At 38.4% G+C, this 15913-nt stretch carries 15 protein-coding genes and 5 tRNA genes; 9 read left to right on the top strand and 11 right to left on the bottom strand.

Annotated elements, in window-relative coordinates; all coding sequences use genetic code 11:
* The first annotated feature begins 268 nt into the window (after positions 1-268).
* Entirely contained in the window at positions 269-1384 is a 1116-nt protein-coding gene (ald, locus tag Q7674_RS01900; protein WP_045064083.1) for an alanine dehydrogenase, read from the top strand.
* Positions 1385-1444: 60 nt separating this feature from the next.
* Here ald and Q7674_RS01895 read toward each other — a convergent pair whose 3' ends face one another.
* Complete coding sequence (locus tag Q7674_RS01895) at positions 1445-1999, bottom strand: YbhB/YbcL family Raf kinase inhibitor-like protein (RefSeq protein ID WP_045064085.1); 555 nt, start codon at positions 1997-1999, stop codon at positions 1445-1447.
* A gap of 170 nt (positions 2000-2169) precedes the next feature.
* Here Q7674_RS01895 and Q7674_RS01890 point away from each other — a divergent pair, with 170 nt between their 5' ends.
* Positions 2170-3063 (top strand): LysR substrate-binding domain-containing protein, encoded by an 894-nt coding sequence (locus Q7674_RS01890; RefSeq protein WP_045064087.1) that lies wholly within the window; start codon positions 2170-2172, stop codon positions 3061-3063.
* Between the two features lie 49 nt (positions 3064-3112).
* Here Q7674_RS01890 and Q7674_RS01885 read toward each other — a convergent pair whose 3' ends face one another.
* On the bottom strand, positions 3113-3487 hold the full coding sequence (locus tag Q7674_RS01885; RefSeq protein ID WP_045064088.1) for a hypothetical protein: 375 nt from the start codon (positions 3485-3487) through the stop codon (positions 3113-3115).
* A gap of 298 nt (positions 3488-3785) precedes the next feature.
* Here Q7674_RS01885 and rpoS point away from each other — a divergent pair, with 298 nt between their 5' ends.
* Both rpoS and Q7674_RS01875 read left to right on the top strand, forming a co-directional pair.
* Positions 3786-4646, top strand: a complete 861-nt coding sequence (gene rpoS / locus Q7674_RS01880) for an RNA polymerase sigma factor RpoS (RefSeq protein ID WP_045064090.1) — start codon at positions 3786-3788, stop codon at positions 4644-4646.
* A gap of 235 nt (positions 4647-4881) precedes the next feature.
* Positions 4882-5802 (top strand): sensor domain-containing diguanylate cyclase, encoded by a 921-nt coding sequence (locus Q7674_RS01875; RefSeq protein ID WP_305422394.1) that lies wholly within the window; start codon positions 4882-4884, stop codon positions 5800-5802.
* A 162-nt stretch (positions 5803-5964) separates the two neighbouring features.
* On the opposite strand, the gene Q7674_RS01870 is transcribed toward Q7674_RS01875, so the two are convergent.
* Positions 5965-6055, bottom strand: a tRNA-Ser gene (locus Q7674_RS01870).
* A 254-nt stretch (positions 6056-6309) separates the two neighbouring features.
* Here Q7674_RS01870 and Q7674_RS01865 point away from each other — a divergent pair.
* Positions 6310-8292: an adhesion domain-containing protein gene (locus Q7674_RS01865; protein WP_305422393.1), complete on the top strand. Its 1983-nt coding sequence runs from the start codon at positions 6310-6312 to the stop codon at positions 8290-8292.
* 201 nt (positions 8293-8493) lie between these two features.
* Entirely contained in the window at positions 8494-9000 is a 507-nt protein-coding gene (locus Q7674_RS01860; RefSeq protein WP_045064094.1) for a hypothetical protein, read from the top strand.
* 261 nt (positions 9001-9261) lie between these two features.
* On the opposite strand, the gene Q7674_RS01855 is transcribed toward Q7674_RS01860, so the two are convergent.
* The 4 genes from Q7674_RS01855 to Q7674_RS01840 all read right to left on the bottom strand — a co-directional run bounded on the left by Q7674_RS01855 (position 9262) and on the right by Q7674_RS01840 (position 10621).
* Positions 9262-9338, bottom strand: a tRNA-Asp gene (locus Q7674_RS01855).
* Between the two features lie 40 nt (positions 9339-9378).
* A tRNA-Ser gene (locus Q7674_RS01850) sits at positions 9379-9469 on the bottom strand.
* Between the two features lie 141 nt (positions 9470-9610).
* Positions 9611-10270, bottom strand: coding sequence for an HD domain-containing protein (locus Q7674_RS01845; RefSeq protein WP_045064095.1), 660 nt, complete (start codon positions 10268-10270; stop codon positions 9611-9613).
* A 39-nt stretch (positions 10271-10309) separates the two neighbouring features.
* Entirely contained in the window at positions 10310-10621 is a 312-nt protein-coding gene (locus tag Q7674_RS01840) for a hypothetical protein (protein ID WP_008988854.1), read from the bottom strand.
* A 236-nt stretch (positions 10622-10857) separates the two neighbouring features.
* On the opposite strand from Q7674_RS01840, the gene Q7674_RS01835 reads away from it, so the two are divergent.
* The 3 genes from Q7674_RS01835 (at position 10858) to Q7674_RS01825 (ending at position 13209) form a co-directional block, all read left to right on the top strand.
* Complete coding sequence (locus tag Q7674_RS01835; protein WP_045064097.1) at positions 10858-11445, top strand: TetR/AcrR family transcriptional regulator; 588 nt, start codon at positions 10858-10860, stop codon at positions 11443-11445.
* A gap of 95 nt (positions 11446-11540) precedes the next feature.
* Entirely contained in the window at positions 11541-12563 is a 1023-nt protein-coding gene (gene curA, locus Q7674_RS01830) for an NADPH-dependent curcumin/dihydrocurcumin reductase (RefSeq protein ID WP_045064102.1), read from the top strand.
* A 22-nt stretch (positions 12564-12585) separates the two neighbouring features.
* Positions 12586-13209 carry a glutathione S-transferase family protein gene (locus Q7674_RS01825; protein WP_045064104.1) on the top strand — a complete coding sequence of 208 codons (624 nt, stop codon included), beginning with the start codon at positions 12586-12588 and terminating at the stop codon, positions 13207-13209.
* Positions 13210-13485: 276 nt separating this feature from the next.
* On the opposite strand, the gene Q7674_RS01820 is transcribed toward Q7674_RS01825, so the two are convergent.
* The 4 genes from Q7674_RS01820 to Q7674_RS01805 form a co-directional block, all read right to left on the bottom strand.
* Positions 13486-13562 (bottom strand) — tRNA-Asp (locus tag Q7674_RS01820).
* A 40-nt stretch (positions 13563-13602) separates the two neighbouring features.
* Positions 13603-13693 (bottom strand) — tRNA-Ser (locus tag Q7674_RS01815).
* A gap of 129 nt (positions 13694-13822) precedes the next feature.
* Positions 13823-14467 carry a response regulator transcription factor gene (locus Q7674_RS01810; protein WP_045064106.1) on the bottom strand — a complete coding sequence of 215 codons (645 nt, stop codon included), beginning with the start codon at positions 14465-14467 and terminating at the stop codon, positions 13823-13825.
* Positions 14448-15815 (bottom strand): cache domain-containing protein, encoded by a 1368-nt coding sequence (locus Q7674_RS01805; protein ID WP_008988849.1) that lies wholly within the window; start codon positions 15813-15815, stop codon positions 14448-14450. The genes Q7674_RS01810 and Q7674_RS01805 overlap by 20 nt, the downstream gene beginning before the upstream one ends.
* Between the last annotated feature and the right edge of the window lie 98 nt (positions 15816-15913).

Below are 15913 nucleotides of genomic sequence, written 5' to 3'. Positions count from 1 at the left end.
TGTTCATATTTTTGTACACTGGTAGATTTATAACCTGTTACTAAGTACAAAATCAGAAATTAGCTTTGCTACAATACTAATTTCCAGAAAAAACACTTCCCTTACCCAATAGCACCTCCTTAAAAAACCGAATAAACCTCACCATTAAGCACCTTATTTTAAGTTTACGTTAAAATATAGTTATAGATTCCATCTTTTTAAGCATGACTTGTTGCTTCAATAATAACTATTTCAACAGCATCTTTAATCATAGATAGGAGGTAACACTATGATTATAGGGATACCTAAAGAGATCAAAACCCATGAATATCGCGTAGGGATGACGCCAAGCTCAGTAAAAGAACTAATTACACACGGTCATACCGTTTATATTGAGACCCAAGCAGGTGCTGGGATCGGATTTCAAGATCAAGATTACATTCAAGCTGGCGGACAAATTTTATCGACTCCCGCAGACATCTTTGCTGAATCTGAAATGATAGTGAAAGTCAAAGAGCCTCAAGCCAGTGAGCGGTTATTACTGCGCGAGAACCAAATATTATTCACTTACCTTCACCTTGCCCCTGATCCTCTACAAACCAATGAATTAATAGCAAGTAAGGCCATCGGTATTGCTTATGAGACGGTCACTGATGATGCAGGAAGACTCCCATTACTTGCTCCTATGTCTGAAGTTGCTGGCCGAATGTCGATCCAAGCAGGCGCTTTTGCCCTAGAAAAATCGCGAGGAGGACGAGGCGTATTATTAGGTGGTGTTGCTGGTGTTGAGGCGGCAAATGTAGTGATTATTGGTGGCGGTGTCGTGGGGGCTAATGCCGCTCAAATGGCAATTGGACTCAACGCCAATGTCACGATCATTGATTGTGATATTAATGTATTACGTCACCTTGATGCTCAATTTAATGGGCGCGTGAATACTGTATATTCCACTCATGATGCCATTGAGAAACATGTACTTGACGCTGATCTTGTAATTGGTGGCGTGCTCATTGCTGGTGCTGCTGCGCCCAAACTTGTGACGAAAGCAATGGTTAAAGCAATGAAAGCAGGGGCTGCCATTGTCGATGTGGCTATCGATCAAGGTGGCTGTGTCGAAACATCCCATGCAACAACCCATGATAAGCCAACCTACATTGTTGATGATGTTGTTCATTATTGTGTAGCGAACATGCCGGGTGCCGTTGCTCGTACTTCTACTGTTGCACTAAATAATGCCACGCTTCCTTACATTATTGCGATAGCGAATAAAGGCTACAAGCAAGCATTACTTGATGATAAACATCTCTGTAATGGACTTAACGTATATCGAGGTCATATTACCTGCCAAAGCGTCGCCCAATCCCTGAACCTTCCATATATAACACCCGTTCAGTTACTGACATAATTTCGACTATTTACAGATAAAAAAAGAGCCACTCAATGTGGCTCTTCATGACAAGATACATTAACGTGCATTTGTCGGTGCAATTAACTGAGCTTTACCAATAACATGAGACAGAATGTTATAACCCGCTAACGCTGGTGATGCATTTTCTGGCAGCTTAATCGACGCAGTATTTAATGCATATACTGTAATTTCGTAGTTATGAGGTTTTGAATTTGGTGGAGGACATGCACCGCCAAAGCCCTTAAATCCAAAATCATTCGTTACCATGCTTGCGCCTTTTGGTAGATCTTTACCACCAACAGCACCAGCACCAGCTGCTAAGCTATGTACGTTTGCAGGAATGTTGACTACACTCCAGTGCCACCAACCACTACCTGTTGGCGCATCTGGATCATACATAGTAACAGCGAAGCTTTTCGTACCTTCAGGTACACCCTTCCAGCTTAATTGTGGTGAAACATTACTACCAGTACAGCCCCACTGATTAAACAGCTGCTGATTTTGTAGCGTATGATCATTGGTGATATCTTGGCTTGTTAATGTCATTGCTGCATGTGACATAAATGCAGGAGCAGCTAAAAGAACAGCGGCTACAACTTGTTTGATCTTCATTATCTGTACTCATGTTCGAATAATTTAGGATCTAGCAGCACAAAGTAAATACGAAATTGGTATACTGCTAAACTCGTTTTTGCGGTTTTAATTATGGAACGAATAAATTAATTCAACAAATCAATAAAACTATATTGTGAGTTGAGAAAAAGTACCTTGAAGGAATCTTAATGCGCGTTATCCCCCCCATCAAAGCCATTGTGTATTTTGAAGCAGCAGCACGACTACAAAGTTTTAAATTAGCGGCAGAAGAATTATGTGTTACTCCCGGGGCGGTAAGCCATCAGATAAACACACTTGAAGAGTTTATTGATCAAAAATTATTCCAGCGCCATAACCGTAGTATTACTCTAACCAATGCTGGACTACGCTATTTTAGTCGCACCTCTATTATTTTAAATGAATTAGAGCAGGCAACGGCAGACCTTGGCATGGCAAGCAAAAATAAAAAGTTATCTATTGCGATACCACCTACATTACTCAATAAATGGTTATTACCATTGATTAACATGCGACATTTGTCTCAACAAGGTATTTCACTCAATTTCATTGATACATTAGAAACGCTGGATTTTAATAAAGACAATATCGATATTGCGATCCGCTATGGGTTAGAAGCACCAGAGCATGTCGAATTCGATAAGTTATTTGAAGAAGAAATGATTGCTGTTTGTGCGCCTAACTATTTACCCCACGTTGTTACAACAATCACCCCACAAATATTGCAAGAAGTGACTTTGATTGAAACAACGAATCGCCTCATTCAATGGGATCTCGTGTTACACAATCTAAAAATAAAGCCAGCAATAGATCAAAATAAAATCTTTTTTCAAAATTCTATTCAAGCTATCGAAGCCGCATGTAATGGATTAGGTATTGCCTACGTCAATAAAATTTTGGTGCAAAAACAACTTAACGATGGAAAGCTCGTTAACGCTTTTAACATGCCTTATTGCAATGATAAAAAGCCGACTTATTACCTTGTATGCCCGAAAAAACACAAAGAAGATCCAGCAACGATGGTACTTTATTCAGCGATTTTAGATCTGGCGCGCAACCAATAAAAAACGGATGGGTACTTAGTACACATCCGTTATAAACGCTTAATATAAATCAGTATTTTTCGTTTAACACTTCATCTCGTGCATTTGCCCAACCATTCGCATAACAAGCTGCAATTTTTGCGGCTTTCTCTGACTTAATCAGTGTCGTGTTAGACTTTAATTGCACCTCAAGTTGCTGACATCGTTTATTAATGGATATTTTGTAGTGCTCACCTTGACCAGACAAGTTAAATACCTGATCTTTTGCTGTCATTTCAGCTTGTTGATAGCAATGAATTAAACCTTGTTCATCAAGATTCTGATTCTCAACACAAGACTGAACAACAATAGAATTTCCAGCAGGTTCTGCTGCATTAGCGTAAGAAAAGAAAACTGGAACTAGAAATGCGGTTGCTAATGTAACATTTGTTAACAATTTAGACATACAGATAAACTCTTATTATTAAAATTTTTATTCTTTGCTAAATCATACGCCTATAAAATAAAAACGATAAACAAAATAATATCGCAAAAATACACCTTAGATTTAAGCTCAATACATTCATATATCTGATTAATTGTCGTTTGCTATTTTTCTCATTTTAATCTCAACTACTATCAAAGCTATAAATAACCTCATCTTGAAGATTGCCTTTCATTAACAATCAATATTAAATGATTAACAATACAGCAACGTAGCGGTTGCATTACACCTGAGTTTTAATTTTATTAAGGACAATAAAATGGAAGCAGTAAGTTTTGAGGCCGATGTTGTACGTTTATATCTCAATGATATATCCAATAAACCATTACTCACTAAAGAAGATGAGATTCAATATAGCCGCAAATTCTTAAGGGGCGACACTAACGCAAAAAAAATACTTGTTGAATCGAACTTAAGACTTGTCGTCAGTATTGCAAAAAAATATCGTGCATCAAAACTTTCATTAAGTGATTTAATCGATGAAGGAAACATCGGTTTAATGACAGCCGTTGATAAATTTGATCCCGAAAAAGGGTTTCGTTTTTCAACATACGCATCTTGGTGGATTAAACAAACCATTGAACGCGCCATTCACAATCAAAATCGAACAATTCGCCTTCCTGTTCATGTATCAAAAGAAATTAATACCTTACTGCGGACACATCGTGAGTTGATGAAAGTTAATAATAATGAACCAACACAAGATGATATTGCACGCGTATTAAACCGAGACATAAATGAAATTTCATCTTTACTCGCGAGCGAAGTTAACGTTGTTTCATTAGAACAAACGCTAGGTGATGATGAAAACTCCAACACAGTTGCGTATTTAGTTGCTGACGAGCAAATTGCATCACCGAGTGCTGAAGTTGATAGCGACGATATAATGAAAGTAACCAATATGATCCTTCATAAACTCCCATCTAGAGATCGAGAGATCATGTGCCGTCGTTACGGGTTAATGGGGTATGAACCTCATACCTTACAAGAAGTGGCAGATTCTGTTGGCTTAACAAGAGAACGTATTCGCCAACTACAAATCAAAACATTAAATACGCTCAAACGCTCACTTGAACGAGAAAATTACGACCTCAATATCCTATTTTCTGAGATGGCTTAACCCTAAATATCGCCATATCTATAAGAGTTCAGTTACCACTCTTTCTAGAATTGCGAGTACAGGCTCGCAATTACCCAATTTTACTCAGATCCAATCACTTTGCTCTTTCGGCTAGAAACAACAGGGATATTCTAGCGTCACTGCTTAAATTTTATAAAGTAACCTCATTAATCGTTAGGATTTATTAATATAATTATTTACAATAAGAATTTATTCTGTTGATTAGATGTAAGATATGGATAACAATTCATCTATAAATAAGTTGCTTGATTTCCTGGGGGATGCCGTCCTTATTGTGAATGAAACAAGCAAGATTGTTTTTTCAAATAACGCATGTTGCACTTTATTAGGATATTCAAAGAATGAACTTCTTGATATGCAACTTAGCGATTTAATAAATCCATCATCAATCAATACACATGATGAAAATGTGGCTCGATTTATCAAACATCAATCAGCACCAAAAGTCATGAGTGAGCGAAACCTTATCACCTGTTATAAAAAAAATGGGCAACCTATTAAGCTACGCATTTCTATTTCCTGCTTAGAATATCAAGGCAAGCCTTGTGCTATTGCGATAATTCACGATTTCACAAGCATTCAAGCTTCCATTAGTGAACTTGAAAACAAGTTAAACCGTGAGCCTTTAACCGGGTTGCTAAATCAACGCTACCTGGATCTCATTAAACACGATTACCCTAAACTCTTCAAAGGTCAGTCTCTCGGTATTGCTTTCTTAGATCTTGATCGTTTTAAACCTGTTAATGATCAATATGGGCATGACGTAGGTGATATTTTATTGAAAAAAATCGCTCAACGGCTAAAAAGATTATTTCCATCGGATGATTATGTTTTTCGCATTGGTGGTGATGAGTTCCTTGTTATATTCAAGCTAAGCACGGTTGATAATCAACATGCCGAATTGGAACATGCTGCAAAACGTATTCATCATGATTTAACTCAACCTATTTATATCGCCTCTCTTGCGATACATATTAGTGTGGGTGTTAGTGTGGGTATAGCCTACTACCCTTTTGAAGGTGAGCATTTGCCTACTTTAATCAGTAAAGCTGATGAAGCCATGTACTATGCCAAAAAGCATCAACTTGATTTTACCTTAGCCCAAGATCTAAAAATTCTAAAAACATTAAAATAAATCAGAGTATGATCTTGTCTAAAGCACAAAAGTGCCTGTGCAGGAGAAACTAGAAGGTAGCGCGTACAGATACATTTGTCTCACCCCATTGGCATAGGTGATTTTTGTTCTGCTAGATGTAAAAAAGCCGCTGATAAATCAACGGCTTTTTTATTTAAAATGTGGCGGAGAGATAGGGATTTGAACCCTAGATACGCTATTAACGTATGCTGGTTTTCAAGACCGGTGCTTTCAACCACTCAGCCATCTCTCCATGCCGCGTATAGTACTCACTATTTTTTATATTGTAAATACAAGAGCTTTCGAATGCTTAAAATATAGACGACAATACGATTTTCAATAACTTTTAGTCAAAGCAATAAAGCCAAATCCATTAATAATATTTCACATTGAGACTTAAACATATAAAACTGTCCTTTTCCTGTTATTTATTGTCCCAATCTTATTACTTCAACAACGTTAAGCCCTATAAAATACACTGTTTCAAATAATCGATGAGAAGTCATTTTGCTTATATTGTTACAGCACATAAAAAATACAATTAAAAACTCTATTACATTAACATTTATTTTTATCACTATAATTTCAACATTAGCTGCATGTGGTGGCAGTAATAGTGATAGCAACGATGATGCATCTAAGAAGAAACTAGAAAAAATAACTATAGAACAAGTTTCAGAAAATAATGTTCTAGAGCCCAATGAAGCATTATTAAATACAGCACTCATATTTAAAGCTATCGGACATTATAACGACGGCAGTTCGGCTAATATTACTTCATCAGTGCAGTGGATAAGTAATGATCCTGCTTTAGCCAGTTTTGTTAAACCATCACAATTACAGACACACAAAATTGGACAAACCAATATTGTCGCTAAAGTAAACAACATTACTGCGACTTTACCAATCTCTATTTTAGAACCTATTGCTATTACTGTTTCACCTAGTATCAAATCAGCAACGTTTGATAATAACCAAATGGTTTATGTGCCAAAAGGAACATCAATAACACTAGAAAGTATTGTTGAATGGAGTGACCACTCAAAACGTGATGGTGCGAATTACGTGTCATGGATGGAGGATGACACAAGTTTTGCTCAAGATTTTTCAGAAAAGAATCGCTTTAGAGCTGTAGGTAATTTTGGCGATATCACATCATTAACCGCTTCTTTTCATGGTGTTAGTAGTAATACCATTTCATTAGAAGTCAGCGATGCGACGCTTCAAAAAATCATTATTAGCTCAACAACTTCATCTAAAAATGCACCGCTTATTAGTGGCGTTTTATACGGAACTAGCCGCACCTTTACTGCAATGGGTATTTATCAAGATATTGATAATAATAAAGTTAGTAAAGAAATTGATATTACAAAAGATGTTGAATGGACTTCAAGTGCACCAAATATTTTCTATAACATCAATAATAGCAATATTTTCACCGCTTATAGTGGGACAGCAAATAGTAAAGCGATTATTTCAGCGAAAATGTTCAATGTTGAAAGTAATCAACAAGAGCTCACTATTGCTGATGCTACATTAAGTCATATTGACATTGTCGCTCCTAATAAATCAGGAAAATTAATTAACGGTATAGAAACAACGCTTTCAGCTGTTGGTTACTACTTAGAATCAAATAATTCAAAGAGCGTTACTGCTGATTTAACTTCTTTTATGACATGGTCTAGTTCTGATGAAAAGATCTTAAAAAAAATAGGACACCACACTTTTTTACCAGCAGGAAATTTCGTTTCAGCGTCGATTACAGCTAACATTTCAGATTCTGCTTTTTCAACATCCAGAAAATTTAATGTTAATGCAGGGATACTAAAGAACATCACAATTTCTGAAATACATCAATATCCATTAATCGTACCTTTAAATAAAACTCGTACTTTCAAAGCAATAGGTGATTATATTACAGATGAATCTAGTGATATTATCTCTTTAGATATAACGAATAATGTTAATTGGCAACTAGATCAAGAACAGTTGCCTAGTTCTTTTGTTCAAGCAAGAAATCTTGTTTTGGCAGCGAGTATAACTGATATCCCTGTACATATTTATGCAACTAGCATAAATGAAAATAAAATAACGAGTAACGTTGAAACACTCACTAGCACTTATGTACAAAAAGAATTTTCGGTAATGGGCACTACATTTAGCTTATCCGAACTAATGTTTGACAATAATATAAATAACTATGTTTTTGAAGATGGGGCTATGTGGGGTGTTGGTACATGGCAACAATCCAATGCTAGTTGCCAGCAGTTAGGGAAAAGGCTAGCAACCGAATATGAGTTAAATATACTTCAAACTGCTATCGATGATCTTAAAGAAGCCTATGGCTGGCCAGTTAACACTAATTATTGGACAAATACAGCTTCAGAGACCGATAAACATATAAGTAAGAACTTAACTCATAGTGGTGAGAGTTATACTGAAGAAGATACAACCTTCAACTTAAGTGCTTGTGTAACCGAAACAAATTAAAACACCTTGCACCTGTGATTAATACAGATAACCAGTTGGTAGATGCTAACTGGTTTTTTATATTGATGAATACATTTCACTAGGATCATTTTTACATAGTAATGCTGCATAACTGTCAATTGCATAAGTTAACCACAGGCATAGGATATAAAAATACACGATACAAATTTTGGTTACATATTCTCAATAAGGAAGCGTACCATGCCGACAACTGACACGCATTTTGAACACTCAGAATTACTTTATTCATTAATCTCACGGCAATCTCTTCTAACCATTAATCGAATCCAATATGTTGCTTACGCAGCAGCATTGGCATGTAAAAACGAAGACGTTTTACAGCGTATCAAACAACAAGTTGGTGATATTAATGAACTTCGACTTCAAGATATCAAACATGCTGTAATGCGTATGGCGATGACTAATAGCTATTACATGGCAATCAATACGCTAAATTTATCTAACGTTAAACGAACCAATGCGCTAGAGCTCACTCCACTCCATGATCTCGATGTCGAAGATGAAACCGCTTATTACTATGCTTGTATTGCCGCTTGCATGGTTAACCAAGGATATAGCTGTTTGCATGGACATGTAGAGCTACTTAGAGATCTCAATGAATCTGACGAAGCTATTGATGCAGCACTCCGCTTAACCGCTTCTATTATTGCGATGGCACAAGCAAATTATATAAATCAAAAAGGTTGATATTCCAACTGAATGACTCTTCTTACAAGAGTCTCGCCTCTGTGTCAGGTGCACCAATACAATTCCAATAACGGTCTTAAATTTCAGATACAAAAAAGCCCCGTCATTTCTGACGAGGCTTCGTTGTATTGGCGGAACGTCTGGGCTGGCATCACAGCGGGGCTCTCGACCCCGTGTCACGCGCACCAATACAACTCCAGCAACGGGCTTGAATTTCAGATACAAAAAAGCCCCGTCATTTCTGACGAGGCTTCGTTGTATTGGCGGAGCGGACGGGACTCGAACCCGCGACCCCCGGCGTGACAGGCTGGTATTCTAACCAACTGAACTACCGCTCCAATTCTTTATGAAACCCGATCACATCGAATCTCTAGAATATGGCGGAGAGATAGGGATTTGAACCCTAGATACGCTATTAACGTATGCCGGTTTTCAAGACCGGTGCTTTCAACCACTCAGCCATCTCTCCGTAAGTGCGACGAATAATACGGTCATCATGTCACAATGTAAATACCCATTATGTTTAAGTGGTTAATAAAACAACTAAAATAAGATATACACGGCAACATGAAGGGAAAGCGCACAACATTACGCTTAAAATTCACTCAACTTAGATTTCAGACGATAATTGCTGAAGATAGCTTTTCATAAATTCAATTCGCTTTAATGCCTCTTCTTTTGCCGATGATGTCTGCATAGTATCGGCTAATCGCAGCAATTTTACGTAAAAGTGATCAATAGTATACGTTGTATCATCAGGTTCACGTGTTTCACAGAACGGATCATCAATGCTATATAATGGACGACCTAACGCGGTGCCGACTTGAATACAACGGGTTAAGCCTATCGCCCCTAATGCATCGAGCCTATCTGCATCTTGAACTATCTTGGCTTCTAAAGTTAATGGCTCAACATTGGCACTAAAGCTATGGGCAACAATGGCATGGTGTATTGCATCATGCTGCTTCTGTAGCAATTGTTTCGCCGATAAAAACTCAATTGCTCTATCTGCCGCAAGTAACGATGCTTGCTTTCGACGAGGATCGTTTTTCGCTACCGATACACAATCGTGTAAATAAGCTGCTGCCATCACCACATCTAACTGAGCCTGTTCTTGTTGGCATAACTGTTTGGCAATTTTAACTACTCGTAAAATATGTGCTTTATCATGAGCTGCATCTGAGATAGCTTGCTGCTCAACAAATGCCATTAATGTTGACTCTAACACGGCTTTACATTCCCTATACGTGAGATAAAAGAAAGCCGACATAACGTGTCGGCTTTGCAGATATTAAGCTATTACGCAATATTATTCATCGTCGAAATCTTCGTCTTCAAACTCAACAACAAAGTTATCTTCTAAGTAATCAACCACACAACCTACCGCTGCCGCTGATACTGAGTATGTCTCTGGCTCTGCTGCATCTTGTTTCGATGCTTCAAGCACAGCCAATGCTGATTGCTCGCCATTAAAATCAACATCAAACTTTTTCGCGATTTCACAACTTGCTTGATACAGCTCATCAGTCAATACAACGTCACCGTAGTACTCACCGTCATCTAAATCAAAATTATCAACTAACTCTTCAATAATGATTTCGTAATATTGTTGGAAATCCATCGTGCATAACCTTTGTTGCGAATAAAAAGTGCAGAAATTAACGTCAATAAACCATTCCTGCTAGATTGTGGCTATAGTTACACGATTTTGCCCTTTCAGAAAGCCATTCAATCAGTTAATTCGCTGACATCAACCTTGATTGTGGTTTCGCTATCCAGCATTGCTAATTTTTCTTACAATGCATCCATCTTTTGTGATTACTAGACGACTGGTCTAATTTAATCTATAGTGACGCTATGAACGAAAAAACAAATGATACAAAGCAGCATATTCTTGATGTTGGTTACCAGTTAGTCGTTGCCAAAGGCTTCACTAGTGTCGGTTTATCGCAGTTACTGAATGCTGCTGATGTGCCAAAAGGCTCTTTTTACCATTATTTCAAATCAAAAGAGCAATTTGGTGAAGCTTTGATCCAATACTATTTTCAGCATTATTTACAACGTGTAGCTCATGTTTTACATAATGAACAAGAAACAGGATTCGAACGCCTTAACCATTATTTCAATCTCTGGATCAAAGTGGAAAATGGCGTTTGTAATGCCAATAAATGTTTAGTCGTTAAGCTAAGTGCAGAAGTGTCTGATCTATCAGAACCAATGCGTGAAGCATTAAAGCAAGGCGCCAATAATGTAGTGTCATTGATTGCTAGTGCAATTGATGCGGGGATCAAAGACGGATCCATTGCGACATGTGACAGCCAAGCAATGGCACAAACCCTTTACCATTTATGGTTAGGGGCAAGTTTACTTAACAAACTTAGCCAAGATTTATCGGGCTTAGAGCAAGCATTAGCAACAACAAAAATGCTATTAACAGCAAAATAAAGAATACAACCCGCCATTACTATTTGAACTAAGCTGATGGCGGGATTTTTTATAACCAACAACTAGACGACTGGTCTAATTGTATTTAAGGAGTCATGATGACAACTATCAATCGCCAAGTATTATTAGCTTCTCGTCCAGTTGGGGCACCACAATCAACTGATTTCACGCTCAATCAAACTGAAATTCCGACACCTGCTCAAGGTGAGATCTTACTTAAAACCAAATACCTATCGCTTGATCCTTACATGCGTGGACGTATGAGCGATAAAAAATCTTATGCAGAGCCTGTCGCGATCGGTGGTGTGATGGTTGGCGGTACCGTATGCCAAGTTGAACAGTCAAATCATCCTGATTTTACCGTTGGTGAGTGGGTATTAGCGTTTACTGGCTGGCAAGATTATGCAATCTCCAATGGTGAAGGACTGATCAAGCTAGGCATGAATCCAACCCACCCTTCCTATGCATTAGGTGTTATGGGTATGCCAGGCTTTACAGCTTACATGGGCTTACTCGACATTGGTCAGCCAAAAGCGGGAGATACCATTGTTGTTGCTGCAGCGACTGGCGCTGTGGGTTCTATGGTTGGGCAGATTGGTAAACTCAAAAATTGCCGTGTTGTAGGCATCGCTGGCGGCAAAGAAAAATGTGATTACGCTAAATCTGTTTTAGGTTTCGATGAATGTATCGACCACCACGCTGCTGATTTTGCTGAGCAACTTAGCCAAGCCTGTGCAAATGGTATCGATGTTTACTATGAAAACGTGGGTGGCAAAGTCTTTGATGCGGTTCTTCCACTATTAAATACCGATGCTCGCATTCCTCTTTGTGGTTTGATCTCTCAATACAATGCGACTTCATTACCAGAAGGTCCTGATCGTATGAATATGCTAATGGGACAGCTGCTTGTTAAGCGTATCAAGATGCAAGGTTTCATTATTTTTGATGATTATGCCCACCGTTACGACGAATTTGCACAAGATATGTCGCAATGGTTGGCAGAAGGAAAAATCCATTACCGCGAAGATTGCGTTGAAGGATTAGAAAATGCACCACAAGCTTTCATCGGCTTACTCGAAGGTAAGAACTTCGGCAAATTAGTGGTTAAAGTCAGCTAACTGTAACGAAAAGGGAATTAATATGATTACTTTGCACCATCTAAATCAATCTCGTTCAAAACGTATAATCTGGTTATTGGAAGAGCTCGGGGTCGAATACAAGATCCAGCCTTATTGCCGTGATAAGGTCACGTTTCTTGCACCACCAGAGTTAAAAAGTGTTCACCCGTTAGGTAAATCACCTGTACTAGAAGATAACGGTATGATCATTACCGAATCTGGTGCGATCACTGAATATCTTATCGATACTTATGGTAATGGTAAGTTTAAACCTGAGCGTGGCACACATGCTTATATTGATTATATTCAATGGCTTCACTTTGCAGAAAGCTCAGCAATTTTACCGCTACTTTTGAAGATGTTTGTCACGAAAGATGGTGCGAAAATGAATTTCCTTGGCGATTATGCCGACATGGAAACGCAAAAAGTCATGCAATACTTTGATCAACGCTTAGCTGGTAAAACTTACCTTGTTGAAGAGAGATTAACGGGTGCTGATTTCATGATGTCGTTCATTGCTGAAATCCTTAACACCTATGGCATCTTAACTGATTATCCGAATATCAAACGCTATTTTGAACAGTTAAGCACGCATCAGGGTTATCTAGCCGCACAAGCACTTGAACAAAAGTATAACGGCGAGTAATAGCAACTCTTAAGCCAAACAAGCACTTTGTTTGGCTTTTTATTACTGAAACGAGTTATCTAGAATACCTAATTTACAGTGTGAATAGCGATTAAATTCCAGATACAAAAAAGCCCCGTCATTGCTGACGAGGCTTCGTTGTATTGGCGGAACGGCTGGGCTGGCATTCCAGCGGGACTCTCGACCCCGTATCAGGTGCATCAATACAGTCCCAATAACTAGCTTAAATTTCAGATACAAAAAAGCCCCGTCATTGCTGACGAGGCTTCGTTGTATTGGCGGAGCGGACGGGACTCGAACCCGCGACCCCCGGCGTGACAGGCCGGTATTCTAACCAACTGAACTACCGCTCCAATTCTTTAAGAAACCCGATATCATCGAATCTCTAGAATATGGCGGAGAGATAGGGATTTGAACCCTAGATACGCTATTAACGTATGCCGGTTTTCAAGACCTGTGCTTTCAACCACTCAGCCATCTCTCCGTAAGTGCGGCGAATAATACGCATAGTTTGTTTGGCTGTAAATAGTTTTATTCTCTTTTTTTAATCAAACGCTTATTTGATGTTCCAATTCTTATATTTCATCTATTTTTTCATCATCAAAGCATACTGTTAATCAACTAATCCTTTTTCTAAAGCGTATTTTGCTAGCTCTGCCGTCGAGTGTAGATCTAATTTATGTTTGATATTTTGTCGATGGGTTTCAACGGTGCGATAACTTATATCTAGCGCTTTGGCTATTTGTTTACTGCTAAGGCCTTGCGCTACGTGTTTTAAAATCCCCTCTTCACGTCGGCTTAATGGGTTCACTTCAGGAGCGGCAATGGGAGTAGCAGCTTGAGTAAAAATAGTCTGGCTTGTGGTTTCACAAAAATAAGTGGATCCTTGATTGACCGTTTTGATCGCTTGCACCATTTTTTCTGCCGAAATTTCTTTCAACATATAGCCCATCGCTCCTACCTGCATCACCTTCATGATGTACTCACGATTATCATGCATGGTCAACATTAACACTTTCGCATCAGGGTACTGCTTTTTTATCTGTGCGGTGGCATCAATACCATTCATGATCGGCATACTGATATCCATTAATATCACGTCGGGATCAAGTTGGCTGATCACCTCTAATGCTTCGATACCATTACTCGCTGTACCTATCACATCAATATCAGGCTCTAATTGTAATCGTGCCATAAAGCCATCAATCACCACTTGGTGATCATCGACAATGACAACCTTAATCGTTTGTTCCGTCATAGACTAAGCCATCCAAATTTAATAATACGGTAAGCTCAGTGCCGAATCCCTGCTCACTACTGAGTTCAAACTCACCGCCAATAAACTCCACTCGCTCACGCATATTGCGTAAACCAATTCCTTTTTGTTGATTCTTATTCTGGCTATCAAAACCTTTACCATTATCACGAATGATCAACTGTAATAAGTTACCCATTTGTTTTAAATGCACTTCCACTTTGGTGGCTTCTGCATGTTTTACTATATTATTGAGCGATTCCTGCACTACACGATATAAGGTGGTTGCGACATCAGAATCTAAGCGTCCTGCTTGAGTATCAAACAAGGTATCAACCTGGGTACCTGAGTGAGATTGATAATCTTGCAATAATGTCGTTAATGCCGCCTCTAAACCTATGTCATCCAATGCACTTGGTCTTAGCTTATGGGAAATATGTCGTACTTCATTAATCGCTAAGGTCAGCGAGTACATTGACTTATTTAGGTAATCGACAAACTTACTGTCAATTGATTGGATACTAAGTAACTCTAAATGACATTTACTGGAAACCAATAACTGATTGATCCCATCATGAAGTTCACGGGCTAAATGCTTTTTCTCTGCTTCTTGAAACATCACCGTTTTATGGGCAAGCTCTTTTAAGTTTCTGTCAGCCAAGCGATGTTCATGTAAGTTAATTGCTAAGGTAATAACGATGATCACCGCAACGGTCACCGTTAATATCACTACAATAGAGAAGAAAATGGTGTCGATATTATGGTTAATCGCTTGCTGCATCATATCAACGTCTTCACTGACATCTTCGATATATAGCCCCGTTCCAATCATCCATTCCCATTTATCTAACCACTCGGAATAACTGAGCTTGTTAACGGTGGCACCTGTCGATGGTTTTTGCCACAAATACTGGTGATAACCGCCTCCACTTTGCGCCTGTGATAACAATGAAGCGATTAAATAATCTCCTTGCTGATCTTGAATGTTAATCAGGTTCTGACCAATAAGCTCAGGCATGATCGGATGGACTAAATTGACCCCGTTTTTATCATAAACAAAGAAGTAACCATCTGTGCCATAGCGTAAGTTAGTTAGGATTTTTTTAACACGCTGCTGAGCATCTGAAGTATCTAAATTTGGATCATGGTAAATATGGGCAATAGCATCCAATGCTAGATCGACACTGTCTTTTAATGCCGCTTCTTTTGCGTTAATCAAGCTTTCACGAAATACGGTAACTTCTTTTTGCCCTAGGGTTTTCGCTTGATAAATCGAGATCCAACTAATACTGGCAGTAACGATCAATAAAGGCAGCAATGTCAGTAAGATTAACTTTGCTTTTAATGGCATGGTCACCTCTCAAACAACAAAAAAAGCTGATGTTTTACCATCAGCTTATATTAACAATTTGTTATCAAGTTTTACTTTTATAGATCACATTATCAGTA

Origin of the sequence: Photobacterium leiognathi, assembly GCF_030685535.1 — a bacterium.
In the GTDB taxonomy this organism is placed as follows: domain Bacteria; phylum Pseudomonadota; class Gammaproteobacteria; order Enterobacterales; family Vibrionaceae; genus Photobacterium; species Photobacterium leiognathi.
This window is presented reverse-complemented; position numbering and strand designations above follow the sequence as displayed.